Origin of the sequence: Mycobacteroides chelonae, from assembly GCF_016767715.1 — a bacterium.
GTDB lineage: Bacteria > Actinomycetota > Actinomycetes > Mycobacteriales > Mycobacteriaceae > Mycobacterium > Mycobacterium gwanakae.
Map to the genome: position 1 here is coordinate 3617370 of NZ_CP050145.1, position 24533 is coordinate 3641902.

General features: G+C 64.0%; 24 protein-coding genes and 1 tRNA gene. 11 read left to right on the forward strand and 14 right to left on the reverse strand.

Annotation, left to right across the window (positions count from 1 at the left end; genetic code table 11):
• Positions 1-27: 27 nt before the first annotated feature.
• Both HBA99_RS17845 and HBA99_RS17850 read right to left on the reverse strand, forming a co-directional pair.
• Entirely contained in the window at positions 28-1113 is a 1086-nt protein-coding gene (locus HBA99_RS17845; RefSeq protein WP_070952157.1) for an ABC transporter permease, read from the reverse strand.
• The gene (locus HBA99_RS17850) at positions 1110-1949 is read right to left on the reverse strand and encodes an ABC transporter ATP-binding protein (protein ID WP_070952156.1); all 840 of its coding nucleotides are present in this window, start codon (positions 1947-1949) and stop codon (positions 1110-1112) included. Before HBA99_RS17850 ends, HBA99_RS17845 begins: the two co-directional genes overlap by 4 nt.
• Positions 1950-2066: 117 nt before the next feature.
• Between HBA99_RS17850 and HBA99_RS17855 the strand changes: the two genes are divergently transcribed.
• Positions 2067-2570: a hypothetical protein gene (locus HBA99_RS17855; protein WP_070952155.1), complete on the forward strand. Its 504-nt coding sequence runs from the start codon at positions 2067-2069 to the stop codon at positions 2568-2570.
• A gap of 2 nt (positions 2571-2572) precedes the next feature.
• Positions 2573-2995, forward strand: a complete 423-nt coding sequence (locus HBA99_RS17860) for a TIGR03668 family PPOX class F420-dependent oxidoreductase (protein WP_070952154.1) — start codon at positions 2573-2575, stop codon at positions 2993-2995.
• Here HBA99_RS17860 and HBA99_RS17865 read toward each other — a convergent pair whose 3' ends face one another.
• Together HBA99_RS17865 and HBA99_RS17870 are read right to left on the reverse strand one after the other, a co-directional pair.
• Complete coding sequence (locus HBA99_RS17865; RefSeq protein WP_234798103.1) at positions 2996-5068, reverse strand: AMP-binding protein; 2073 nt, start codon at positions 5066-5068, stop codon at positions 2996-2998. It lies immediately after the preceding gene.
• Between the two features lie 191 nt (positions 5069-5259).
• Positions 5260-5556 carry a hypothetical protein gene (locus tag HBA99_RS17870; RefSeq protein ID WP_030096976.1) on the reverse strand — a complete coding sequence of 99 codons (297 nt, stop codon included), beginning with the start codon at positions 5554-5556 and terminating at the stop codon, positions 5260-5262.
• Positions 5557-5608: 52 nt separating this feature from the next.
• Between HBA99_RS17870 and HBA99_RS17875 the strand changes: the two genes are divergently transcribed.
• Positions 5609-6055, forward strand: coding sequence for a Clp protease N-terminal domain-containing protein (locus tag HBA99_RS17875; RefSeq protein ID WP_109494396.1), 447 nt, complete (start codon positions 5609-5611; stop codon positions 6053-6055).
• Positions 6056-6062: 7 nt separating this feature from the next.
• On the opposite strand, the gene HBA99_RS17880 is transcribed toward HBA99_RS17875, so the two are convergent.
• Positions 6063-6869, reverse strand: a complete 807-nt coding sequence (locus HBA99_RS17880; protein ID WP_081347695.1) for a hypothetical protein — start codon at positions 6867-6869, stop codon at positions 6063-6065.
• 131 nt (positions 6870-7000) lie between these two features.
• On the opposite strand from HBA99_RS17880, the gene HBA99_RS17885 reads away from it, so the two are divergent.
• On the forward strand, positions 7001-7360 hold the full coding sequence (locus HBA99_RS17885) for an MmpS family transport accessory protein (protein ID WP_057966983.1): 360 nt from the start codon (positions 7001-7003) through the stop codon (positions 7358-7360).
• Positions 7361-7457: 97 nt separating this feature from the next.
• On the opposite strand, the gene HBA99_RS17890 is transcribed toward HBA99_RS17885, so the two are convergent.
• The 4 genes from HBA99_RS17890 to HBA99_RS17905 form a co-directional block, all read right to left on the reverse strand.
• Positions 7458-7895, reverse strand: coding sequence for a VOC family protein (locus HBA99_RS17890; protein WP_070933106.1), 438 nt, complete (start codon positions 7893-7895; stop codon positions 7458-7460).
• 97 nt (positions 7896-7992) lie between these two features.
• Positions 7993-8066, reverse strand: a tRNA-Met gene (locus tag HBA99_RS17895).
• Positions 8067-8215: 149 nt separating this feature from the next.
• Complete coding sequence (locus HBA99_RS17900; protein WP_070924746.1) at positions 8216-11182, reverse strand: UPF0182 family protein; 2967 nt, start codon at positions 11180-11182, stop codon at positions 8216-8218.
• A 117-nt stretch (positions 11183-11299) separates the two neighbouring features.
• Positions 11300-12334 carry a YlbL family protein gene (locus HBA99_RS17905; protein ID WP_070952150.1) on the reverse strand — a complete coding sequence of 345 codons (1035 nt, stop codon included), beginning with the start codon at positions 12332-12334 and terminating at the stop codon, positions 11300-11302.
• A 61-nt stretch (positions 12335-12395) separates the two neighbouring features.
• Here HBA99_RS17905 and HBA99_RS17910 point away from each other — a divergent pair, with 61 nt between their 5' ends.
• The 6 genes from HBA99_RS17910 (at position 12396) to HBA99_RS17935 (ending at position 19398) form a co-directional block, all read left to right on the forward strand.
• Positions 12396-12809 (forward strand): thiol-disulfide oxidoreductase DCC family protein, encoded by a 414-nt coding sequence (locus HBA99_RS17910; protein ID WP_070952149.1) that lies wholly within the window; start codon positions 12396-12398, stop codon positions 12807-12809.
• Positions 12810-12879: 70 nt separating this feature from the next.
• Positions 12880-14232 carry a zinc-dependent metalloprotease gene (locus tag HBA99_RS17915; RefSeq protein ID WP_030096968.1) on the forward strand — a complete coding sequence of 451 codons (1353 nt, stop codon included), beginning with the start codon at positions 12880-12882 and terminating at the stop codon, positions 14230-14232.
• A gap of 98 nt (positions 14233-14330) precedes the next feature.
• On the forward strand, positions 14331-15209 hold the full coding sequence (locus HBA99_RS17920) for a hypothetical protein (protein WP_070952148.1): 879 nt from the start codon (positions 14331-14333) through the stop codon (positions 15207-15209).
• A gap of 49 nt (positions 15210-15258) precedes the next feature.
• Positions 15259-16608 carry an ABC1 kinase family protein gene (locus HBA99_RS17925; protein WP_070952147.1) on the forward strand — a complete coding sequence of 450 codons (1350 nt, stop codon included), beginning with the start codon at positions 15259-15261 and terminating at the stop codon, positions 16606-16608.
• 56 nt (positions 16609-16664) lie between these two features.
• Positions 16665-17996, forward strand: coding sequence for an ABC1 kinase family protein (locus tag HBA99_RS17930; RefSeq protein ID WP_030096965.1), 1332 nt, complete (start codon positions 16665-16667; stop codon positions 17994-17996).
• Positions 17997-18048: 52 nt separating this feature from the next.
• Positions 18049-19398 (forward strand): ABC1 kinase family protein, encoded by a 1350-nt coding sequence (locus tag HBA99_RS17935; RefSeq protein WP_064409361.1) that lies wholly within the window; start codon positions 18049-18051, stop codon positions 19396-19398.
• Between the two features lie 67 nt (positions 19399-19465).
• Here HBA99_RS17935 and HBA99_RS17940 read toward each other — a convergent pair whose 3' ends face one another.
• The 4 genes from HBA99_RS17940 to HBA99_RS17955 form a co-directional block, all read right to left on the reverse strand.
• Entirely contained in the window at positions 19466-19750 is a 285-nt protein-coding gene (locus HBA99_RS17940) for a WhiB family transcriptional regulator (RefSeq protein ID WP_070940605.1), read from the reverse strand.
• A gap of 170 nt (positions 19751-19920) precedes the next feature.
• Entirely contained in the window at positions 19921-20124 is a 204-nt protein-coding gene (locus tag HBA99_RS17945) for a hypothetical protein (protein WP_030096962.1), read from the reverse strand.
• A 166-nt stretch (positions 20125-20290) separates the two neighbouring features.
• Positions 20291-21115 (reverse strand): dienelactone hydrolase family protein, encoded by an 825-nt coding sequence (locus HBA99_RS17950; protein WP_057966902.1) that lies wholly within the window; start codon positions 21113-21115, stop codon positions 20291-20293.
• A gap of 55 nt (positions 21116-21170) precedes the next feature.
• Entirely contained in the window at positions 21171-23240 is a 2070-nt protein-coding gene (locus HBA99_RS17955; RefSeq protein WP_070950734.1) for an ATP-dependent DNA helicase UvrD2, read from the reverse strand.
• Positions 23241-23339: 99 nt separating this feature from the next.
• Between HBA99_RS17955 and HBA99_RS17960 the strand changes: the two genes are divergently transcribed.
• A complete protein-coding gene (locus tag HBA99_RS17960) occupies positions 23340-23612 on the forward strand; it encodes a mycoredoxin (RefSeq protein WP_057966900.1) in 273 nt (90 codons plus the stop codon).
• Between the two features lie 18 nt (positions 23613-23630).
• Here HBA99_RS17960 and nudC read toward each other — a convergent pair whose 3' ends face one another.
• The gene (gene nudC / locus HBA99_RS17965; protein ID WP_057966899.1) at positions 23631-24533 is read right to left on the reverse strand and encodes an NAD(+) diphosphatase; all 903 of its coding nucleotides are present in this window, start codon (positions 24531-24533) and stop codon (positions 23631-23633) included.

Consider the following 24533-nt stretch of genomic DNA (forward strand, 5'->3'; position numbering starts at 1 on the left):
CCCGGAGGGGCCGCAGTGGTTTGTGCCTCAGGCGATCCGCACTCCGCGCGGCAACGTCTCGACCGGCACCCGTAAGCGGCGTATGGCAATCGCGAGGCCTCCCGCACCCAACGCGAGATTGACCACAAGACCCAGATACCAGGTGTCACCCACGAAACGACTGCGTTGCTCCTGTTCTTCGACCCAGCTACGGGAACGCTCGGAACAACCGATGTCCCGGTTATCCTCGGATCCTGACCGCAGCTGCGACACATCCCGTGCCAGCGACAGCAGGATCGTGTCATAGGGCTCGTGCACAACGACGTCACCGCGCGACTCCGGCTTAGCAGTCAACGCCGGATCGCTCTGCGATACCGCATCGGCGGCCATTACGAAAGGGTTGGCCGCCACCAGCCACCAGGTTCGCTCGGTATGGGTGACCGTGACCGTCTGAGGCTCTTCCCTACAGCTGGTGGGCACCGAGCTGTAGTAGTCCCATCGCGGCCGCAGCACAACGGACGTCTCCCGGACAAACGGAGTGAGTAGGCCCATGATCGCCGGCAGGCCAAGGATCAGGAAGAAGACTGTCAGTTGGGTGAGCACTGCGGAGCTCACCGGGCGCGCCGACAGCGCCGAGAACCCGAGTCCGATACCGCAGTAACACAGGAATAACAACGCGGCGACGGCGATGCCCAACAACGAGGTAACGATCGAATAGGGCGCCACCAATACCGCCCAGATCAGGTAGGGCGCCGATACCGCGAGGAGCGCAAGCGAGGCAGTCCAGCCTCCGAGCAGCTTGCCGACTGCCAGTTGCACCGCGGTAATCGGAGTCGCCTGTACCACCGCCAAATTCGCGTCCTTGCGATCGCCGTTGATCGATGTCGCCGTCATGCTTGGTGCGACCACCAACCCGAGGAGCAGGACGAACCCGCCGACTATCGCATAGAACTCCCGGTCCCAGCCCGAGGCCGAACCATCACCGGTTGCCGTTGCGGCATAGCGCGAACCGAATACCAGCAGGGTGATGACCAGGAAGGCGGCCCCCAGGGTCATCCACCAACGTGTAGTCCGGACACGTTGACGCAGTTCCAATCCGGCAATGGTCCCGATGGGCTGCCACCACGCGATCATGTACGTTCCGCTTCCAGTGCGAAATACGCATCTTCCAAGGCGCTCGTCGCTCGCGCGAACTCAAGCACCCGGGTCCCTGAACCGACGGTGTGCGCAAGGTATTGAGCTGCCTCATCATCGTCTGCGAAGGTCAGTTGAGTCGACGCGCCAACGGGCTGACCCAAGAGGCGGATCCGCCACGTGCTCCCCAATGCGGCCGGCGGCGGCGTGGTGCAGCCCGCCCTCATCATCACGACGTGATCGACCAGCTCCCCCAGCTCGCTCAGGATGTGTGAGGAAACCAGTACCGCGCAACCTCCATCCGCCAGAGCTCTCAGCGAATCACGCAGTTCGACACGGGATCTGGGATCCATACCGGAGGCGGGCTCATCGAGTAGCAGCACACGGGGTTCATGAACCAAAGCGCGTGCGAAACCCAGTCGTTGCTTCTGGCCCCGCGAGAGCTCCTGCGCCGGACGCCCGGCAAAATCGGTCAGATGCACTTCGGCAAGCAGAGCCGCCGCACGTTGCCGCGCCTGCGCTATCGACCGGCCGTGCAACCGCGCAAAAGCGATCAAGATCTCCTGGGCGGTCAATGATTCCCACGTTCCGAACACATCGGGCATCCAGCCCACACGTTCGCGGAGCCGAACGGGATCTACCACCTCGCCGTCTATTCGGATGCTGCCGTCGGAGGGCTGCAGCAGACCAGCCAGCATCAGTAACAAGGTGGTCTTTCCAGCGCCATTCGGCCCGACCAGCCCGGTGATTTGGCCAGGCACGAGTGTGATGTCGGCCTCAACAACCGCAACCTGACGCTTGAAAGTCCGCGCCAGCCCCTCCGCAACCAGAGTCATGCTCGCCGATGTTAGCTGACCGTCGGGCACCGCTCAGGTATCTGGAATGCCTCACTTCGGATAGGCTGCGCTGATCAATTAGAGACAAGTAGCTTTGCTTCACCTCTGGAGGACTTCATGGCGTGGGTTCGATCTGGTCTGCTCGCGGTCGCCGTCAGCACCCTCATTCCGTTCGGCGCGGGCCTCCCGGTGGCCAGCGCGGACGAATCGACCTGCGCCGCGATCAACCAGATGTCCAAGGCCGTCGATGACCCGGCCAACAACGGCCCGATCGTCACCGAGGCCCTGATGTACCTGCGCGGCGACAACCCCGCCTACTCCGGCCTGGACCGTCAGGTCGATGCCATTGGGCAGGCCCGCGACATGTGGGGACGAGTCAACGACGGCGTACGCGCCAACCTGGACGGCATCACCGAACCCGGGCCCCGCCAGCAGCTCACCGCCTACGCCGACGGCCTGAGCGGCGCCTACGACCTCTCCGGAACGTGGCTGGTGGCCGCCCCCGAGGTGCGCTCCTCCCCCGAGATCATCGATCGTGGCGCTGCGGTGGGGGGCCTACTGTTCGACGGCGTCAACAACTTCCACGTGCTGTCCAACATCTGCAACGGGGGCGCGCACTAGGCGTGCGACTCGACCCGGCCGACGCACGGAGCCGTTTCCGAACGGCGACGGTGGCGAGGCTGGCGACGGTGCACGCATCGACTGTGCCGCACTTGGTTCCGGTGACCTTCGTGGTCGCCGATGATGTCATCTGCTGGGCGGTTGATCACAAGCCGAAGTCACGCAACGATTTACAGCGACTGCGCAACGTCGCCGCGAATCCCGCCGTCAGCTTCCTAGTGGACCACTACGACGAGGATTGGTCAGCGTTGTGGTGGGCGCGCGCCGATGGCATAGCCCGGACACTCGACAAGCCCGATCCGGCCTGGATCAGCCTGCTTGCCAACAAATATCGGCAGTATCGAGAAACTCCGCCAGCCGGCCCTATGGTGCTGACCGATGTTTCCCGATGGAGCGGGTGGACCGCCTCCCCCCTTCAGGCGTGACTACTCCGGCCTGATCCCATCGCGCGCGCAGTCCGCGAGCAACAGTCGCTTGATGACCTTGCCGGTGGACGTACGCGGCAGCGCGTTGACGAAGTACACGTCGCGGGGCACATGGAACTTACTGAGCCGATTCTTGATGAAGGCGCGCACCATGTCTCCGTCGAGACCGGCGTCCTTGTGCAGCACGACGAACGCCGACAGCCGCTGACCGAAGCTGTCATCGGAGGTCCCGACGACGGCAACATCGGCAACCTGCGGCAAGAAGGCCAACGCGTCTTCCACCGGCCGGGGAAACACGTTTTCACCGCCGGAGATGATCATTTCGTCGTCGCGCCCATCGATGTACAGACGACCATCGGCATCCAGGTGACCCAGATCGCCGGTGTCCAGCAGACCGTTGACCGAGGCCGGAGACGGATCGGCGACGTACCCATCGAACAACATCTCATTGCCGACGAAGATTCGCCCCGTCACGCCGCGCGGCACCGGGCGCCGGTCGGCATCGAGAATCGCGATGGTGGTGCCCAACGGCGGCCGCCCCACGGTGGTGGGAGCGATCGCAAGATCCGCGGGGTCGGCAATGGTGGCCCAAGACACTTCGGTGGAGCCATAGAAGTTGTAGAGCACTTCACCGAACGCCTCGGTAAACCGTTGCACCAGTGAGGCATTCAGAGGCGACCCGCTGCATGCAACCAGTCGCAGGCTCGAGGTGTCGTACTTCTGGCGGACCGTGGCGGGCAGATCGACGATGCGCTGCAACATCACGGGGACGGCAATCAGCGTGGTCACCTTGCGGGTGGCGATGGCCCGCAGGCATTCTTCCGGATCGAACTTCTCTTGCAGGATCACCGTCGCGCGCAGCGGGGTGCTGATCTGCAGGCAGCCCAGTCCCCAGGCATGGAAGACAGGCGCCGAGATGAGCATGGTCTCGTTCATCTTCATCGGCATCCGCGAAAGCATCGCGGCAATGACGGCGAACCCACGCGGCGTCGGCCGCAACGCTCCCTTGGGGGTTCCTGACGTTCCGGAGGTTTGCACCACCTGGTGGCCGGGACGGGTGGGCGGCAACACTCCCGGCTTGTCGGCGACAACGAAGTCATCGAGCCCGCGGCGGCCATTGATGGCACTGCGCCGACCGGTGCTGACGAGCTCGACCTCCCAGGGCACGTACCTGACGAGTTCATCCAGATTGTCGTCGACGAACACCTTGGTGAGATTGTTCCGCGCCACAGCAATCTGGATCTGGGTTGCTGCCAATGCGTTGTTGAGAAGCATCACGTCCACACCGAGCATGCCGAAGGCAATGAGGCACTCGACCATGGCAATGTTGTTGCGAGCCAGCAGGCCAATCTTGGATGTTTCATTGACGCCGTCGCGCATCAGACCGGTAGCCATCGCCTCGGCGCGCCGGTCGAGTTGCTCGAAGGTCAGCTGTCCGGCGTCATCGGCAATCGCGAGCTGCTTGGGGGCGCGGGCCGCCGCGGCCGCGTATCCACCCTGAAGAGTAAATCCCCACCGCGCCAGTGAGCCCAACTGGCGAAGTCCGCGGTCGGGGCGCGGGATACGCACCACGCCGACCCCCACCATCAGCCGGGCGATGCTGAGTTGAATATTTCCGCCATCACCCATGTTGGACACGGTGGAAGTCGACGCGCCGGACAGATAGTCGTCGATTTTGTCCAGCCCATCCATCAACCACTGGTTTACCGCCACGCTCGGCTTCTTGATACCGGGCGGTAAGACGGAGGCCGCCCGCAACACCGTGATGCGTACCCGGGTCTGCGCCGAACGTTCCTCGAACAACCGGACGGAGATCAGACCGTCGTTATCGACGCCCTCGATGGCGAGGCTTTCCTTGGTGTTGCTGAGAATCAGCCGAACGCGGGCCGTGGTCTTGGCCGACAGCACCAGGTATTCGGGATCGGGTCCCGTCTCGGTGTTCTCGATCAAGGTCTCGCAGGAACCGACCCCGGTAAAGAACATCGGGTACATGTCGGGTGAGCTGATCAGTTCCCACACCAGCCCGCGCGGGTGACTGAGCAACTTGTCGCAACTAATTACATCAGCGACTATAATAGTAGTCCTACCTGGGGTTTTCGGTCATGCACCGCGCGAGCGTACCCGATGACGCGGATCACTGCCCAGGAACGGATGTGGTTCCTATCACTGCCGTGACCAGATTGCCCAGCGCAGCGCGGGGCGATTGCCCGCAACCCCAGCCGGACATATCCGCGGCCAGGCAAACACTGTGTGGAAGGCCCTACCTAGATGTGGGGAGCCTCGCGGATCTTGCTGCTGTCGTTCCCCAGCGTCTTGCAGTACATCGTGACCGAGGTACGTGTCGCGGAGATCTCCAGATTCGAGGCATCACGCCCACGCTGATCCTTGAGCATCTTGCTCACCGCGTCGTTCTGCTTCTGCTCCTCGGCAGCGATGAAGTCCTTGCATGGGGTATCCCCACCCTGATTGATGACACCCGAGCATCCCGAGAGCAGTGCGACTGCCACGAAACCGGTTCCAGCCAAGACCTTCACAGCGCTCATGCCGTGACAGTAACTCATCACCGAACCCTGCTCCGGCAAGATGTACCTTGAGCCGGAGATAGGGAGGGTCATGTTCCATCTGTTCAACGAGCGCTCGCGACAGGTCATCGTGATCGCACAGGAGGAAGCACGCGAACGCCAGCGCAACTATCTCGGAGCAGAACACCTCCTGCTGGGTCTGCTCGGCGAAGGCACCGGCCTGGGTGCTCGGCTGCTCGCTACCGCCGGAGTCCGCTTTGAGAACGGGTCACGGGTCATTCAGCAGATCGTGCCGTTGGGCCAGGAGCCGCCAACCGAGAAAATGGCGTTCACTCCGGGCGCCCAGCAGACACTCGAGCTGGCGATGACCGCGTCCACAAGCAGGCGGCACACGGAAATCTGCACGGGGCACCTACTTTTGGGGCTCGTGGACGCGGCCGACCCCCTCATCATCCAAATCTGGGAGAAGCTCAACGTGGACGTTCTGGACCTCTGGGATAATGTCCGGGCCCACCTGGACGAGAACCTCGGCGACTAGGACGCGGTTAGGCGTACGCAGGTCGTGACTGCGCGGCGATGCTCTTCTCCCCCGCAGTCGCGGCCCGCCGCAGAGCCCCGTACTCGCCGAAATATCCGGCCACACTGCCCACCGCAGGCAGCATTCCCAAATAACGGAAAATCGGCTTGGGCTGCGGCCGTTTTTCCAGCTCATCGCCGATGGCCCGCAGGATGCCCGCCAGGTGCCACAGGGTGCGAGCCAGGGCGAACGGCGACCAGCTCCGCGGCGTCTCCGGGTCCTGATCGTCGGCGCCGGCCAGCGCCGCATCGCTGAGGGTGCGATTGCACAGCACCTTCGCCAGCAGCCGGACTTGCTCCTGGTGATCACCGATACCAAGCTCGCGGGCGATGGCCACCAGGACAATGGCCTGGTTGGAGAATCCCAGCAGGTCCTGCACAGGCAGCCGTGCGGCGAGTGCACCGAAAATCCCTGGGAACGCGACAAATACGGTGTTGACGGCGCCCACGCGCTGCACCCACCAGTGCACCTTTCCGCGCGTGTCCAGCTGCTCCCAGGCGCGGGTGCCCGGGGTAGTGGCCGTGTTCAGAGCGCAGGCCAGGGCATCAAGCGCCTTGTCAACGACTCCGTCGCCTTCGCCCAGCTCGTAGGTGCGCTCCTTGAGTCCAAAGGGATCGGACTGCGCCAGCACGGTCAGGACGGGGTTGATCACCCGGACAGCGCGGCTCAATGCGTCGGCGATATCGGCATCGGAGAGCACGGCATTTGGTAACGCGATGAGACCCATATGCCCATCATCTCGCGGCCGGGGTCCACGCGCGCGACGGGGATCGATTCCTCTGAATTCAGACCGTCAAATCGCCACGGCGTGAACGTGATCGGGCGTACTGTGCCCTCAGCACAACAAGATAAGGACGGGCAATGAAGCTCATGGTCTCGACCCCAGAGAGCGACGAGGGCTGATCCGTGGCACTCGCAGCAACTCTGATCACCGTCTGCACCACTGCGGTCGGTGCGACAGCATTCGGCGCGTCGCTCGCCATCACTCCGCAGCCCCCGGACACTGTTCTCTACGTCATCAGTTCAGATCGCCCGTTAACGGCGATCACCTGGCGAGACAGCCTCGGGCATATGCGTGAGCAGCCCGTTGACGGCTCTCAGCGCACCTGGACCTGGACCTTTACCAGCGATATCACCGATCCCCCGTACTTCGTCAGCGCCCAGTCCGCAGGGGCCGAAGCGACGTGCCGCTTGATCGTCAACGGCAAAGTCAAGGTCGAAAACACCGCCGCGGCGCAGGACTCAACCGCCACCTGCCACGGATAGCCCTCGCCGCGCGGCTCAGCGATGCTTCGCGACCGTCAGCAGGATTGCCGAGTCCACGGCGTTCCATGTCTCGGCGGGTCGGCCCGCCAACCCTCCCTCAACCCTTCTTCAGCTCCTCGGCGAACATCACGAGGATGCCGCTGGGACCGCGAAGGTACGTGAGCTTGTAGACGTCCTCGTAGGTGGCGACACCGCGAAGCGGATGGCAGCCGTGCCTGGCGGCTATCTCCATGGCCTCATCGATGTCGTCGACCGAGAACGCGACGCGATGCATGCCAATGTCATTGGGACGAGTGGGCTTCGACGCGATTGCCTCGGGGTGGATGTACTCAAAGAGTTCGATCCGACCATGGCCGTCTGGCGTCTGAAGCATCGCGATGTTCGCGTGATTGCCGTCCAGACCGACGGCCGTGTCAGTCCACTCACCGCTGACGGTGGCGCGACCGAGGACTGTGAGCCCGAGGTCGGTGAAAAACGCGATAGCGGCTTCGAGATCCTCAACGGCGATGCCGACGTTTTCGAGCTTGATGGCCATCGCAGGGATGCTACCGAGCCGGGCAGCGAGAGTGGCCGAACATCTCAGAGTAAAAATGACGCAGGCCAGAGACTGAGTCTCTGGCCTGCGTACCTAGTAGCGGGGACAGGATTTGAACCTGCGACCTCTGGGTTATGAGCCCAGCGAGCTACCGAGCTGCTCCACCCCGCGGTGGTGAACACAAGGTTACCGGGCGCAGTGCGTGGCGCCAAATCGTTTACCTGGCCTGCAGTTACGCACCCACGAACGCCTCGGCCGAGTGTCGACTTTCCGGACTTCCATCTCGGACTTTGGCCCGAAAAGTCGACATTCGGCGGAAATTACTTGGCCTGTGTGAACTTCGTCATCGCGTCGTCAAGGCTCTTCAGGGCCTGTCCGTACCGGGCGAAGTCGCCACTCTTCTGGGCGTCCTTCACCTCGCCGATGGCCCGCTGAACCTCCTGCAGCGCGGCGGCCTTCGCCGAGGACAGTTCCGAGGACCCCGCCGGCGGCACGGCAGCCGGGGGAACGATCGGAACATTCTGACCGCTGGGCGGCGGCGGGTTCACATTTCCGGGTTCGGCCGCCGGGGCGGTGGCCGTCGCACCGGCACCGGGCCCGAACACCATGTCCAGAGCATCCCTGACCGTGGTCGCGTAGCCGACCTTGCCGTTGTAGAACATGCCCACACGGATCAGGCGCGGATACGAGGACTGATCACCCTGGCCCGGCGAGGCATACAGCGGCTCGACGAACAACAATCCACCGTTGGCCACCGGCAGTGTCAGCAGGTTGCCCCACCGCAGGATGTTCTGGTTCTTGATGATGCCGACATGCGAAGACACCTGGTTGTCGGTGGTGATCGCATTGTTCACCAGCTTGGGGCCCTGCACCGTTCCGGGAACCGTCAAAACGGTGATCTTCCCGTAGGTTTCGGGATCGGAGCTGGCACTGACATAGGCAGCCAGGAAGTCACGCTGGAAACGGTTCAGCGCACTGGTCAATTGGAATGACGCCGAATTGTCGTTCTTCGTAATATCTTTCGCGACGATGTAATACGGCGGCTGCGAACCGGTGGACGCGTTCGGGTCATCGGGCACCTGCCAGAAATCACTGGTGGAGAAGAAGGTCACCGGGTCGTTGACGTGGTAGCGCGCCAACAGCGTCCGCTGCACCTTGAAAAGATCCTCCGGGTAGCGCAGGTGGCGCGCGAGGTCCGGCGAGATGTCACTCTTCGGCTTAACCGTTCCGGGGAAGATCTTCATCCATGCCTTGAGCACGGGATCCTTCTCGTCCTGCTGATACAGGGTGACGGTGCCGTCGTACGCGTCCACCGTCGCCTTGACCGAGTTCCGGATGTACGACACCTGCTGGTTGGGCAGCGCTCCCCCGGTCTTGCCGACCTGGCTGTCAAAGGTGGCCTCCGACAACGACGTCTGCTGCGAGTACGGGTAGTTGTCCAGCGTGGTGTAGCCGTCGACGATCCAGACCATGCGCTTGTCGACGATCGCCGGGTAGGTCCCGCTGTCGACCGTCAGCCACGGCGCCACCGCTTCCACCCGCCGGCTTGGGTCCCGGTTGAACAGGATCTTGCTGTTGTCCCCGATCACGTTGGAGAACAGGAAGTTCCGTTCGGCGTACTTCAGACCGAAGACCGTCCGCGCCAGCGCACCGCCGACCGGCACGCCGCCGGTACCGGTGTAGGTGCTGTTCTTGGTTCCGGAGTTGTTCTCGTAGTCGTACTCACGATCGTCACCGTTCTTGCCGACGATCGCATAGTCGTTGGTGTCGCTGGCGATAATCGGGCCGTAGTAGACGCGCGGCTGAGCCAGCGCCGCCGGGCCGTCGGAAAGAACCTTGCCGTTGTCATCGACGGCATTCACCAGGAATTCCGGGTACCCGCCGTTCTCGTCCGGCTTATCGGCCACCCCGCGCACGGTGTTGGCCGGTGCGGCGATGAATCCGTTGCCGTGGGTGTAGACGGTGTGCCGGTTGATCCAGTCGCGCTGGTTATCACGAAGCTTGGCCGGATCGAGCTCGCGTGCGGCAACGACATAGTCGCGCAGCGAGCCGCTCCTGTCCTGATACCGATCGATCGACAACGAATCGGGGAAGGCGTAGAAGTTCTTGCCCTGCTGCAATTGAGTGAAGGCCGGGCTCACGATGTTGGGATCCAAAACGCGGATGTTGGCGATCGTGGAACGGTCGGCCGCAACCTGTTTGGCCAGTTGCTCACTGCCGGTGGGCGCCGATGCGGTACCGCTGTAGTCCCGGTAAGTCACGACGTCGTCGGTCAGTCCGTAGGCGTCGCGCGTCGCCTTGATACTGCGCGCGATGTACTCACTTTCCTTCTGCGCGGCATTGGGTTTGACGCTGAACTGCTCCACGATGAGCGGCCAGCCGGCGCCGACCACCAACGAGGACAGCAGCAGCAGCGCCAGGCCGATCGCGGGAATCCGCAGATCCTTGAGCACCAGCGCCGAGAACACCGCGACCGCGCAGATCACCGCGATGGCCAGCAGGATGAGCTTGGCCGGCAGCACCGCGTTGATATCGGTGTAACCGGCGCCGGTGAACGGCTTACCGGCCCGCGTGTGCGAAAGCAGTTCGTACCGATCTAGCCAGTAGGCGGCGACCTTGAGCAGCACCAGAATTCCGGCAAGAGTCACCAGCTGGATGCGTGCCGGACGCGACAGCGTGCCCGAACGACCGGACAGCCGAATGCCACCAAAGATGTAGTGCACCAGGGCGTTGACGATGAGCGCGACGAAGACCGCGATGAACAGGTACGTCAGCACGAATCGATAGAACGGCAGCTCGAAGGCAAAAAACCCGAGATCCAGGCCGAACTGTGGATCCTTGATACCGAAGTCCCCGCCCTCCAGGAACAGCTGCACGGGCATCCAATAGCTTTGGGCCACAATGCCGGCCAGCACACCGATAAGCACCGGAACACCGATGACGAAAAGCCGCACCCGCGAGAGGATCAGAGCACGGTACTGCGCCAGCGCGTCACCCGGCCCCTTGGTGGGCACGAACACTGGCCGCGCCCGGTATGCCAATCCGAAGCCCGCGAAAACCACAGCACCGACCAAGATTCCGACGATCAGGAACAAGGCCAGCCGGGTCAGCAGCACGGTCGTGAATACGCCACGGAATCCGAGCTCACCGAACCACAGCCAATTGATGTAGGTGTCGACCAGGCGCGGGCCGATCAACAACAACACCACGATCACCAACGCCGCGGCGACCAGTCGCCGGCTCCGTCGGGTCAATCGTGGCAGAGCCCCATTCGGCCGCATTCCCACGTCGCTACGCTCCTCGTCGAGTGTTCAAGCACGGCTCAATTTTCGCGCTTCGATTCTCAGGCCCACTGTAGCCGCAGAACAGTGGGCATCGGCCAGCATCGTGGGTGGTGAGGCTCGCTAACAACTAGGCGCTTGACCACCGCGATCAAGGGCGTTGAGCCCGTCAACCGCTTCGGCCAAGGTGCCGACCTTGACCATGGTGAGCCCCTGCCCACCGTCCGTCTTGGCCTCGGCACAGTTGGCCGCCGGCACCAAGAACACCGTTGCTCCAGCGTCTTTGGCTGCCTGCATCTTGTGCGTGATTCCACCGATGGGCCCCACCTTGCCCTCGGCGTCGATGGTTCCCGTTCCGGCAACGAACTTTCCACCGTCGAGTTCACCGGGCGTCAGCTTGTCGATCACCGCGAGGCTGAACATCAGCCCGGCCGACGGCCCACCGATATTGGCCAGGTTGAAATCAATGGTGAACGGCGCCCACGGTGCCTGCACAACTCCGACCCCCAGGAACCCGTAGTCACGATCCCCGTTCTTGCCGAGCGTGATCTTCACCGATTCGGTCTTACTGCTGCCCTCGGGGTTCTTGCGCTTGTAGTCCAGCGTCACCACCTCACCGGGCTTAGTCGCCTTGAGCGCTCCGGTGAACTCCTCCAGGTTGGCGACCGGTCGCCCGTTCACCGCGGTGATCGCGTCGTTCTCCTGCAGCTTGCCCTTGGACGGTCCGTCATCGCTGATGGTCAGGACGGTGACCGCCGTCGGGTACTTGAGGTATCCGAGCGCCGCGAATTCGGCACTTTCTTCGGACTTCTTGAACTCGAGGTCGTTTTCCTTGTCCACCTGGTCCTTGGACCGATTAGGCGGGTACACCGCGTCCCGCGGAACCAGCTGCTCACGCCCGCTCGCCCACAACCGCAGCGCGTCGGCCAATGTCAGTCCGTCGCGCTGGGAGACCGTCGTCATGTTGAGGTGGCCCGACACCGGGTCGACCTTGGTGCCCTTGATGTCGACGACCTCCTTGCCCTCGACCTGACCGAGGGTGTTGAAGGTCGGGCCCGGTCCCAGGGAGACGTACGGCACGGTGATCACCGACATCAACAACGCGAAGGCGATGATCGGGACCAGCGCGACCAGCAGCGTCGCTACGCGGCGATTCATGCCTGCACCCTATGGCAAGCCCTGCTCGGGACCCCGTCGGTAGTCTCATGGTGGAGGTCCGATGAACGATCATGCCCCCGTCCTGCTGTATGACGGCGTGTGCGCACTGTGCAACGGGGCGGTGAAGAAGATCCTGCGGGACGACAAGGTCGGAACGATGCGCTTCGCGGCGCTCGACAGTGAATACGGCAAGCAGGTGGTCGCGCGGCACCCCGAACTCGTCGGTGTCGATTCCTTCGTGATCGTCGACAACCCGGGCGATCCTGCCGAACGAATTCATATCCGGTCCGACGGAGTGGTGCGGATCATCGACTATCTCGGCGGCACCCGACGAGCCTCCCTCATCGCACTGGTTCCGCGCCCCATCCGCGATGCGCTCTACCGGCTGGTCGCCCGAACCCGATACCGGGTGTTCGGGCGGTACGACACCTGCCCGTTGCCGCCTCCGGAGGTCCGGGCGCGCTTCCTGGCCTGATCCCATGCCAAAACGGGTGCGTTCACTGACAGCGTGATCCGGCCATGTCTACCAGCGGTACCGTGGAGATATGGCCGACCTCCCCTTTGGATTCGCTGCTGGCGACGACCCCGACCGTGAGCCGGGCGACGGCGCGCGGCCGGGCCCCGGCTCGGGACCGTCGGGCGCGGACCCATTCGGCTTCGGATCTGGTGGATTCAATCCCGCCGACCTCGGGCAGATCTTCACCCAGCTGGGCCAGATGTTCAGCGGGGCTGCCGCCGGTGCGGCCAGTGGTCAGTCCGCTGGCGCGGTCAACTACGACATCGCCCGGCAACTCGCTTCAAGCTCAATCGGTTTCGTCGCGCCTATCACCGAGGGCACCCAATCGGCGATCACCGATGCGGTGCACCTGGCCGACACCTGGCTCGACGGAGCCACCGCGCTGCCCGCCGGGGCCACCCGAACCGCAGCCTGGACCGCGACCGACTGGGTGGACAACACCCTGGAAAACTGGAAGCGGCTCGTCGACCCTGTCGCCGAACAGATTTCAGGCATGTGGGCGGCGAACCTGCCCGAAGAGGCCCAGGGCATGGCCGGGCCGCTGCTGGGCATGATGACCCAGATGGGCGGCATGGCCTTCGGATCGCAGCTGGGCCAGGCGCTCGGACAGCTGTCCCGAGAGGTGCTGACCTCCACCGATATCGGATTGCCGTTGGGCCCCAAGGGCACCGCGGCTCTGCTTCCGGTCGCCATCGAGGCGTTCTCCGAGGGCCTTGAACAGTCCAAGAGCGAGATCATGACCTTCCTGGCCGCCCGGGAAGCCGCGCACCACCGCTTGTTCAGCGGCGTGGGCTGGCTGACCATCCGGCTGATGGACACCCTCGAGCAGTACGCCAAGGGCATCTCGATCGACATGAGCGCCATCGAAGAAGCCGCACGCGGCTTCAACCCCGCTTCGCTGGGCGATCCGTCCGATATGGAACAGATTCTGTCCCAAGGCATTTTCGAGCCGAAGACCACGCCGCAACAGGAGCAGGCCCTGGAACGCCTGGAAACCCTGCTAGCGCTCATCGAGGGATGGGTGCAGACAGTGGTGACCGACGCGCTCGGCGAGCGCATCCCCGCGACCGCGGCCCTTAGCGAGACCTTGCGGCGCCGCCGCGCCACGGGCGGCCCGGCCGAGCAGACCTTCGGCACCCTGGTGGGCCTGGAGCTGCGGCCGCGCAAGCTGCGCGAGGCCGCAGATCTGTGGCGCAGGCTCACCGACGCCGTGGGTGTGGACAAGCGCGACGCGATCTGGGCACACCCCGATCTGATTCCCGATGCCAGCGACCTGGACAACCCGGCCGCCTTTATCGATCGCATCGTCGGCGGAGACACCGACGCCATCGACGACCCGATCGCGCAGATCGAGAAGCTCGATCCGGGCACATCCGAATAAAACCGGAGAAATTCTGCGGCTCACACATTCGGCGCTGGTCAGGGGTCGAATAAGGCTGTGGATAAACGGCTTTCAGCCGCCCGGCGCGCACGCCGGATATGCCACAGTGGGTCATGTCCAGCGAGCCGACCTTCACCCTCGATCCGGCACGTCCGGTGCTGCCGAGGCCGGATGACGGGGTTCAGATCGGGTGGATGCCGCGTCATGCGGTGATCGTGCGCCCCTCATCCACCGCGCCCGCCGCGGCGGTACGCCAGCTGCTGCACTCCCTGACCGACGAACTCACCTGGAGTCAGATCCTTGGCCTTCAGTGCGTCAAGGACTTTCATGACGCTGAGGACATCCGGTCGCTACTGGAGGAATTGGTCGACACCGGCGCCGTCATCCGGCGCACCCGATCCGTCACGGCCGCTTCGCCGGTGATCCGGCTCGTGGGCCGCGGCCCGCTGTCCGACGCCCTCACCGAGGCGCTCCGGCACACCTCGGCGCGTATCCAGCGCTCAACCCAGTCGGCACACGGAAAGTCTTGGCAACACGTAGATTTGGCGATACTCGCCGATGACCTGATTGCCGACACCCGGCTACTTCGGGTACTGGCCGATGCCGAGGTGCCGCATCTGTCCGTCCGGGCGCGCGACGGCACCGGTCTGATTGGGCCCATGGTTTTACCTGGTATCACCAGTTGCCTGCAATGCGCCGACCGCCACCGGCGTGATCGCGACGAACAGTGGCCCGCGGTGGCCGCTCAACTCACCGGAACCGTGGGTGTCGCCGCGCCGGCCACGGTGCTGGGCACCGCGGCGGTGGCGCTGGCGCAGATAGACCGAGTGCTGTCGGCGATTCGCGGACAGGCGCCGGGACCACTGGTAACGCTCAACGCGACGCTTGAACTCGACCTGGCCACTCACGCGTTGACGGCCCGGCACTGGACCGCACATCCGTTGTGCCCGTGCGGCGCCTATTTCACCGGAAATTGACGAAGACCCACTTTTTGTTAACTTCATCACGACCGGGCATGATGTGCACATGGCAGAGATCCGTCGTGGCCGCGCCGCACGCGCCGCAAAACTCGCATCGCTTCCGGCCGGAATCGCGGGCCGTGCCGCACTCGGTGTGGGTAAGCGGATCGCCGGGAAATCCAAAGACGAAGTGAATGCCGAACTCGTCGAGAAGGCTGCCGAGCAGCTGTTCCAGGTTCTCGGCGAGCTCAAGGGCGCGGCCATGAAGATCGGCCAGATGCTCTCGGTGATGGAGGCCGCTATTCCCCCCGAGTTCGGGGAGCCGTACCGCGAGGCGCTGACCAAGCTGCAAAGCGATGCCCCACCGCTGCCCGCCGACAAGGTCCACCGCGTGCTGGACGCACAGCTGGGCACCAAGTGGCGCGAACGTTTCCAGTCCTTCGACGACAAGCCCGTCGCCTCGGCCAGCATCGGCCAGGTACACAAGGCCGTCTGGAAGGACGGCCGGACCGTCGCCGTCAAGGTGCAGTACCCGGGCGCCGACGAGGCCGTCCGCTCGGACCTCAAGACCATTCAGCGTCTGTCCTCGTTGTTCAAGCAGGTGGCCCCGGGCGCCGATATCAAGGCCATCGTCGACGAACTCATCGAGCGCACCGAGGAAGAACTCGACTACCGCATCGAGGCCACCAACCAGCGCACCTTCGTCAAGGCCTTCAAGGACGACCCCGAGTTCTACGTCCCCTCGGTCGTGGCCTCGGCACCCAAGGTGATCATCACCGAGTGGATGCAAGGCCGGAAGCTCTCCGAAATCATTGCCAAGGGCACCGAAGAGGAACGCAGCAAGTGCGCGCATTTCCTCCTCGAATTCAGCATCAGCTCGCCGTATCGGTGTGGACTGCTGCACGCAGACACCCACCCCGGGAACTTCATGCTGCTCGAAGACGGCCGGTTCGGAATCATGGACTTCGGCGCCTGCGCTGCGCACGAGGGTGGTCTGCCCGCGGGCTTCGGTCCAATCCTGCGCCTGGCCCGCGACGAGAAGTGGGAAGAGCTCACCGAGGTACTCCGTTCGGAGGGTTTCATTCCGCCGAGCGCAACCTCCGTGTCTCACGAAGAGGTCAACTCCTACCTTGAGCCGTACATCGAACCGCTCAACCACGAGACCTTCCACTTCAGCCGCAAGTGGCTGCAGCGGCTCACCGCCAAGGCCACTGATTTCCGCAGCCAGGAGTTCCTCGAGTCGTTCAAGACCAGCCGGCAGATGAACTTGCCGCCGAATTACCTGATGTTCTTCCGGGTTCTCGGCGGTCTGATCGGTATCGCCGCACAGCTCGACGCCCCGGTCGACTACGCCGCCATCATCGACAAGTGGGTTCCAGGGTTCCACGAGGACAGCAAGGCTCCAGCCGCCACGTAGGTGAGATGGAAAACCTGCGTTGTCAGACTCTCGCCGCCCCCGGCATGATGTAACGCATGGCTGAGATCCGTCGTGGCCGCGCCGCGCGCGCTGCAAAACTGGCATCCCTACCGGCAGGCATCGCCGGTCGAGCCGCGCTGGGCGTCGGAAAACGTTTGACCGGCAAGTCCAAGGACGAAGTCAACGCCGAGATGATGGAGAAGGCGGCCGAACAGCTGTTCCAGGTTCTCGGCGAGCTCAAGGGCGCGGCCATGAAACTCGGGCAGGCCCTTTCGGTGTTCGAGGCCGCCATCCCGCCGGCCTTTGCCGAACCCTTCCGCGAGGCGCTGACCAAGCTGCAAAGCGATGCCCCGCCGCTGCCCGCCGACAAGGTCCACCGCGTGCTGGACGCACAGCTGGGCACCAAGTGGCGCGAACGTTTCCAGTCCTTCGACGACAAGCCCGTCGCCTCGGCCAGCATCGGCCAGGTACACAAGGCTGTCTGGAGCGACGGGCGCGTTGTCGCGGTGAAGGTGCAGTACCCCGGTGCCGACGAGGCCGTGCGCTCAGATCTGAAAACCATGCAACGGCTGTCCTCGCTGTTCAAACAGATCGTGCCCGGAGCAGACGTCAAAAGCATCATCGACGAACTGATCGAGCGCACCGAGGAAGAACTTGACTACCGCATCGAGGCCACCAATCAGCGGGCCTTCGCGAAGGCCTTCAAAGGCGACCCCGAGTTCTATGTGTCACCGGTCGTGGCCTCGGCACCCAAGGTCGTTATCAGCGAATGGATGCAGGGCCGCAAGCTCTCCGAAATCATCAGCAGCGGAACCGAAGACGAACGCAACGAGTGCGGCCGCCTGCTGCTGAAGTTCACGGTCAGCTCCCCGTACCGATGTGGATTGCTGCACGCGGACACCCATCCCGGAAACTTCATGCTGCTGCCCGACGGGCGCCTCGGCGTCATGGACTTCGGCGCCGTCGCCACCCATGAGGGCGGGTTCCCTCCGAACCTGGGCCCCATCTGGCGTCTGGAGCGCGACGGGATCTGGGATGAGCTCATCCCCCTCATGCGCGAGGAGGGATTCATTCCGCCGCGCACCGAGGTCTCACCGGAGGAGATCGACGAGTATCTCAAGCCGTTCATCGATCCGCTCAAGTCCGACGAGTTCCACTTCAGCCGCAAGTGGATGCAGCGGGTCGCCGCCAAATCCAGTGACCTGCGTGGGGCACAGTTCCAGACCGGCCGGCATCTGGATCTGCCGCCCGTCTATCTCATGATGTTCCGCGTTCTCGGCAGTCTGTCGGGCATTTTGGCCCAGCTCGACGCGACGGTCCCGTACGCGCAGATCATCGGCGACTGGGTTCCCGGATTCCGCGAGGATGAGCCCGTTGCTGCCAGCTAGCATTCCGTGAAGACGTGAGGCAACGACGCCACACTGAACGATATGAGGTGACATGGCAGATATTCGCCGCGGCGGGCTCAGCCGAATGACCAAACTGGCAAGCCTGCCCGCAGGTATGGCCGGTCGCGCGGTCATCGGGGTGGGTAAACGGCTGACCGGAACCTCGGCCGACGAGGTCAATGCCGAACTCCTGGAGAAGGCCGCCGACGAACTGTTCAACGTGCTCGGCGAGCTCAAGGGCGGCGCCATGAAGGTCGGCCAGGCCCTGTCGGTGATGGAGGCGGCGATACCGCCGCAGTTCGCCGATCCATTCCGTGAGGCTCTGGTCAAACTGCAGAGCGAGGCACCGCCGCTGCCCGCGGCCAAGGTACATCGCGTGCTCGACGCACAGCTCGGCACCAAGTGGCGCGACCGATTCCAGTCCTTCGACGACACGCCCGTCGCCTCGGCCAGCATCGGCCAGGTACACAAAGGGATTTGGAAGGACGGCCGCGAGGTGGCCGTCAAGATCCAGTACCCGGGCGCCGACGATGCGCTGCGCGCCGATCTCAAGCTGATCCAGCGGATGACGCCGCTGGCCAAACAGATTGCGCCCAAAGCAGATATCGACAGGCTGGTGGCCGAGATCAGCGACCGCATCGAGGCCGAACTGGACTACCGCCAGGAGGCGTCCAACCAGCGTGCATTCGCGAAGGCCTTCACCGAAGATCCGAAGTTCTTCGTCCCGGCGGTGGTGGCGAGCGCACCCAAGGTGATCATCGCCGAGTGGATGGAGGGGCGGCGGCTCTCGAAGATCATCTCCGAGGGCACCCGCGAGGAACGGGACTCCGCCGGCGCCTTGATGCTCGAATTCACGGTCAAGTCACCGGAAAAGGTGGGCTTGGTGCACGCCGACCCGCATCCGGGCAACTTCATGCTGTTACCCGATGGGCGTTTCGGCATCATCGATTTCGGCGCGGTCTCCGAGCACCCCGGCGGCATTCCGCCCGAATTCGGCGAGGTGCTGTGCTGGGCCCGAGATGAGCAGTGGGAGCAGGTGATCCGGCTCATCAAGCAGCTCGGATTCATGCCACCGGAGGTCCAGCTGTCCGGGGATCAGGTGATGGACTACATCCGGCCGCTGTGGCCCTATGTCGATCCGCTGCGCTCCGGTGAATTCCATTTCACGCGTGAATGGTTCCAGCAAGCCGCGGTGGCGTCGACGGACCTCCTGGACGAGGGATTCACCGAACGATTCAAGCTGGCACGTCAGATGACGGTGCCGCCGGGTTACGTCATGCTGCTGCGCACGCTCGGCGGAATGATCGGGGTTCTGGTGCAGCTCGGCGCGCACGTGAACTACGCGGCGATCGCCGAGGAATGGATGCCGGGGTTCTTCGAACCGAACGCGAAAACGCCCTGATGACAATGCTCCCCACCGCCACATGGCGATGGGGAGCATTGGTTGTCGAGGCCCACAACATGCCGGGTCATGCCGCGGCGGGATCTGCGGCCGGCAGCGAGTTCTTGCGCGGGCGTCCACGCGGACGCTTACGCGCCACGATGGCACCCTGCTCCAGGATCTCGCCACCCCACACGCCCCAGGGCTCCGCGCGATCCAGCGCCGCAGCCAGGCACTGCGTCCGGATCGGGCAGTCCGCGCACAGCGTCTTAGCCCGTTCCAGGTCCGCCGGGCTTTCCGCGAACCACAGGTCCGCATCCGCGACGTGGCACGGTAGCGCGAGTCTTCGGGCCTCCACTTCGACGGTCATCATGTGTCCGTTCACCTGCTTCCTCTTCGGTTCCTCGTAAAACTGCTGGTCTCGTATCGGTGTCTTATCGATCGAGATCCGGAACCACGTCTGAGGTTTTGGGGCTCAAACAAAAGTGGCCACGGATCCCGGTGGTGTCGGGTCCGTGGCCTGGGAGGCGGTTGAGGGGCTACCTAGATGTATCCCCTATTCACGGACGCGACATTCGCGGCGGCGACGGCGGCGCGGTGCTTAATGCCGACGGCCGACATGCTCTGAGCCGCCGGCTTGGCAGCGGCGGCATGCGTCAGGAGCGACGGCGGAGCGAGCGGCGATACGACAAAGGCACCATGGGCATCACGCCACAAGGTGTCGCCGTAATTGGTGGGTGTGTTCATCGCTCCTCCTTCCGTCTACTCACTCGTGAACAGGTCTGGTCTGGAATCCTCGCGAATTCCTGAAGCCCAGAGTAAAAGGTCATCTATTGGTTGACAAGTTATTTTTGACCTGCGGCGATACTTCAAAACCAGTTTTTCCGAACTGGCATCTTTTCCGGATCTCCGGTTACACAGATGTCAGTAGTCGGGAACGGAACAGATCCAATACCTGATCCAGGGCCGCGCGCGTGGGCTGTCCCGGCTCGTCGATGAGATGTTCGGTGACCACCGAATGCGCCGGCATCGGCGAATGGGGGTTGGCCACGTCGCCGGGCAATTCGATGGCGACAAACGCATCCCCCAGCTCATCTCTGAGGAACTGGAATCGCTCGGCAGGCACCAGCTTGTCGGAGGTGAAGCGCATACCGAGCACCGTGAGCCCGTCGTGCTGACAGCGATGCTTGACCTTCTGCAGGTCCTCCGGAGAAATATCGATGTTGTAGCGATGCGACTTGGTGAGCCCGAACGGCAGCGATGGCTGCGACAGCACGGGCGCCAACAGCCTGTCATCGGCCGCCATGGCCAGCGCGTATCCCCCGGTGAAACACATACCGATGGCACCCACCCCGGGACCGCCGTTGCGCTCGTGCTCGTTCTGAGCGAGTGCCCGCAACCACGCCACCACCGGGGAGCTCTTTCCGGTGGCCAGGACCGTGAATTCGCGGCTCACGCAGCCGCGGAACATCGAGGACGCCATATAGGTCGCGGTACGCAACCACCCCTCTTCCCGGGGGTCCGTGTTCTGTCCGGGATTCCCAAACAGGTGCGGCATGACGGCGGTGCAGCCGATGTCGGCCACCTTGCGTGCGAAGTTGGCGACCTTCGGGGTGATTCCCGGCATCTCGGCGATGACGATCACCGCCGGTCCACTGCCCTTTCTCAACACGATCTTGGTTTCACCCTCGTGCGTGAAGGTGCCTGCTTCGAAATCGCGGAGGTCATCGTCGGCCATGGGGCGAGCCTAGGACGAGATTGCGCTGCGCGCTAGACACGTGTTGAACAAGGAACTACGAGGCTCTGGCACGGACCAAACGCAGTACATCGGGTCCGTACTGCTCCAGCTTGCGCGCGCCTATTCCGGGAATGGCCACTAGGGCGGCGTCATCCCCCGGAAGAAGCTCGGCGATGGCGATCAAGGTGTTGTCGGTGAACACCACGAACGCGGGCACCTTCATCTCCTTGGCTGTCTTGAGCCGCCAATCCTTGAGCGCGACAAGGAGTTCCTCATCGATATCGGATGGGCAGCTCTCGCAACGCCGAAGCATTACCGCCGCCGGAGTGCTGAGCGCGGCATTGCAGATTCGGCAGCGCGCACCGCTGCCCCGACGTCTTGGCGTAGCAGCGGCCGGGAGTTGCGCGGTGGGGGCGATTCCGTTGAGAAACCGCGAATGCTTGCGGGACTTGCGGCCACCGGCCGCGCGCGCGAGCGCCCAACTCAGGTTCAGATGCACACGCGCACGGGTAATCCCGACGTACAGCAGCCGCCGCTCCTCTTCGACCGGTTCGATATCGCCGGCACGCGACAGGGCATGCGAGATGGGCAGGGTGCCGTCGGCCAGCCCCACCAGGAACACCGCATCCCATTCCAGGCCCTTGGCCGCATGCAACGAGGCAAGCGTCACGCCTTGCACGGTCGGTGGGTGACGCGCCTCGGCCCGCACCCGCAGTTCGCGCACGAGCCCCGACAGATCCAGCTCCGGCAGACGGACACATTCTTCCTCGGCGAGTTCCACGAGCGCGCGCAGTGATTCCCACCGCTCACGCGCCTGGGCGCCGTGCGGCTCCTCTGCCGACAAACCCAGCGGCTCCAGAATCTCCCGAACCTGTTGCGGCACAGGAGTGTCTGCATGATCTCGCTCAGCGGCACGCTGCAGCGCCACCAGCGCCTGCCGCACCTCCTGGCGTGTGAAGAACCCTTCACCACCACGCACCTGGAACGGTATGCCCGCCTCGGTGAGCGCCTCCTCGTATACCTCTGACTGCGCGTTGATCCGGTACAGCACCGCGATTTCCGATGCCGGGGTTCCGGATTCCAACAGTGTCGCAATCGATTTCGCCACGGACTTCGCCTCGGCGGCCTCGTCGTCGTGTTCGGAGAATCTGGGGGTAGGCCCTTCGGCCCGTTGACCGATAAGTTGCAGCTTGCTGCCCGCCACCCGTCCTTGCGCCGCGGCGATCAGCCGGTTGGCCAGCGAAACCACTTGCGGGGTCGAGCGATAGTCACGCTCAAGACGGACCACTGTCGCTTCGGGAAATCTGCGGGAAAAGCCCAGCAGATACTGCGGGGTGGCGCCGGTGAACGAATAGATGGTCTGGTTGGCGTCACCCACAACGGTCAGGTCGTCGCGGGGGCCCAGCCACGCGTCGAGCACCCGCTGCTGCAGTGGGGTGACGTCCTGGTATTCATCGACTACGAAACAGCGATAGCGATCCCGGAACTCGTCGGCCACCGATGCGGAGTTCTCGATGGCTGCCGCGGTGTGCAGCAGCAGGTCATCGAAATCAAGCAGGGTTGATCCGTCCGGCCGGGCCTTGAGCTTCTCGTAACCGGCGTAGACCTTCGCGACCTGCTCGGCGGGCACCGGCGTATCCCGCGCGAACTTGGCCGCGGCCGCCGGATAGGCCTCGGGGCTGATCAAAGAGGCCTTGGCCCACTCGATTTCACCGGCTAGGTCGCGCACGGTGTCGGTGCTGGTGCTCAGCTTGGCGCGGTTGGCGGCCTGGGCCACGATGGTGAACTTGCTGTCGATGAGCTCCCAGCGTGTATCGCCGACCAGCTGCGGCCAGAAGTAGCGAAGCTGCCGCAGACCGGCGGCGTGGAACGTGACGGCCTGAGCCGATCCCACGCCCAAGTCGCGTAACCGCCCGCGCATCTCCCCTGCCGCCCGTTGGGTGAAGGTGACCGCGAGGATCTGACCGGGAGCGACATGCCCGGATTCGACCAGGTGAGCGATGCGATGGGTGATGGTGCGGGTCTTACCGGTGCCCGCTCCGGCGAGCACGCAGACGGGACCGCGCGGCGCGGTGACGGCGGCACGCTGCTCATCGTCGAGACCATCGAGGAGAGAACGCGCCACCCCGCCATCTTCGCAGCAACCGCCGACAACACCGGTCGCTGACCCCGTTCTCGGCGTTGAGACATCTCACATACCCCCGGAGGAACACCCACCAGGGGTATGACGTTGAATGCCGGTGTGACTACAGCGAGCGACTCCAGCCTCATCATGTACAGCACCACCTGGTGCGGATATTGCCGTCGGCTCGAGACGCAGCTGAAGGCCGCGGGCATCGACTACACCAAGATCGATATCGAGCAGGACCCGGCCGCGGCCGACTATGTCGCCAACGTCAACGGCGGAAACCAGACCGTGCCGACCGTGAAGTTCCCTGATGGCAGCGCGTTGACCAATCCGTCGCTGTCCCAGGTGAAGGCCAAGCTCGGCGTCTAAACCCAGGGCCCGGTTGATTTAGGCGTAAGCCCAGGATTCGACGATCTCCCGGGCGATGGAAATCGACCCGGGCAACATCAGGCGCGAGTCGGACGCGGTGGTCCAATCCCCTGCTTCCAGTGCAGCGCGCACCTCATCGCGTGTAAACCACTCTGCTTCGGCGATTTCACCGTCGTTGAACGAGAACGGCTGCGATGGATCGCCCACGGCATGGAAGCCCAGCATGATCGATCGTGGAAAGGGCCACGGCTGGCTGCCCAGGTACTGCACATCCGTGACGGTCAGACCCACTTCCTCGGCGATCTCGCGGGCCACACACGCCTCCAGCGATTCGCCCGCCTCGACGAAACCCGCCAGCAGCGAGAACATCCGCTCCGGCCAGAACTTTTGACGACCAAGTACCGCGCGGTCACCGCCGTCGTGCACCAGGCAGATGACAGCAGGGTCGGTGCGCGGAAATTCTTCCTGGCCGGTCGACGAATTCACCCGGACCCAACCGCCCTTGGCCGGAGTGGTCGGCGATCCATCAACGGGGCTGTAACCGGCACTGTCGTGCCAGGCCAGCATCGCCATCGCGGTGGCCAGCAGGGCCGCACTGGTGTCGTCGAACAATTGTCCGGAGCGGCGCAAATCCAGCAGGGGCGCACTGTCGTCGAGTTCGGCGCGCACCGCCCACACATGGCGGCCGCCCGGGATGCGCCCGAGGAACACCGCATGCTCCGGCGGCACATCGCCGATGCGTGCGGCGTCTTCGAGAACCACCCGCCCGTCGACAATGTTCACCCGGCCCCGCACGTCCAGCGTGATCAGTCCCGCCTCGGCCCAACCCTTCGCCAATTCCTCAGGGTTGGAACGCAGTTCGTCGGCCCGATCGAGCCCGACGCGTGACAGCAGCGGAATGTTGCGAAGACGGAAAGTCAT

Bases quoted from the DNA above. Each gene is read 5' to 3' on its own strand.
- HBA99_RS17845 (WP_070952157.1), bottom strand. From the start codon at position 1,113: ATGATCGCGTGGTGGCAGCCCATCGGGACCATTGCCGGATTGGAACTG.
- HBA99_RS17850 (WP_070952156.1), bottom strand. From the start codon at position 1,949: ATGACTCTGGTTGCGGAGGGGCTGGCGCGGACTTTCAAGCGTCAGGTT.
- HBA99_RS17855 (WP_070952155.1), top strand. From the start codon at position 2,067: ATGGCGTGGGTTCGATCTGGTCTGCTCGCGGTCGCCGTCAGCACCCTC.
- HBA99_RS17870 (WP_030096976.1), bottom strand. From the start codon at position 5,556: ATGAGTTACTGTCACGGCATGAGCGCTGTGAAGGTCTTGGCTGGAACC.
- HBA99_RS17875 (WP_109494396.1), top strand. From the start codon at position 5,609: ATGTTCCATCTGTTCAACGAGCGCTCGCGACAGGTCATCGTGATCGCA.
- HBA99_RS17890 (WP_070933106.1), bottom strand. From the start codon at position 7,895: ATGGCCATCAAGCTCGAAAACGTCGGCATCGCCGTTGAGGATCTCGAA.
- HBA99_RS17905 (WP_070952150.1), bottom strand. From the start codon at position 12,334: ATGAATCGCCGCGTAGCGACGCTGCTGGTCGCGCTGGTCCCGATCATC.
- HBA99_RS17910 (WP_070952149.1), top strand. From the start codon at position 12,396: ATGAACGATCATGCCCCCGTCCTGCTGTATGACGGCGTGTGCGCACTG.
- HBA99_RS17915 (WP_030096968.1), top strand. From the start codon at position 12,880: ATGGCCGACCTCCCCTTTGGATTCGCTGCTGGCGACGACCCCGACCGT.
- HBA99_RS17920 (WP_070952148.1), top strand. From the start codon at position 14,331: ATGCCACAGTGGGTCATGTCCAGCGAGCCGACCTTCACCCTCGATCCG.
- HBA99_RS17925 (WP_070952147.1), top strand. From the start codon at position 15,259: ATGGCAGAGATCCGTCGTGGCCGCGCCGCACGCGCCGCAAAACTCGCA.
- HBA99_RS17930 (WP_030096965.1), top strand. From the start codon at position 16,665: ATGGCTGAGATCCGTCGTGGCCGCGCCGCGCGCGCTGCAAAACTGGCA.
- HBA99_RS17935 (WP_064409361.1), top strand. From the start codon at position 18,049: ATGGCAGATATTCGCCGCGGCGGGCTCAGCCGAATGACCAAACTGGCA.
- HBA99_RS17940 (WP_070940605.1), bottom strand. From the start codon at position 19,750: ATGATGACCGTCGAAGTGGAGGCCCGAAGACTCGCGCTACCGTGCCAC.
- HBA99_RS17945 (WP_030096962.1), bottom strand. From the start codon at position 20,124: ATGAACACACCCACCAATTACGGCGACACCTTGTGGCGTGATGCCCAT.
- HBA99_RS17950 (WP_057966902.1), bottom strand. From the start codon at position 21,115: ATGGCCGACGATGACCTCCGCGATTTCGAAGCAGGCACCTTCACGCAC.
- HBA99_RS17960 (WP_057966900.1), top strand. From the start codon at position 23,340: ATGACGTTGAATGCCGGTGTGACTACAGCGAGCGACTCCAGCCTCATC.
- nudC (WP_057966899.1), bottom strand. From the start codon at position 24,533: ATGACTTTCCGTCTTCGCAACATTCCGCTGCTGTCACGCGTCGGGCTC.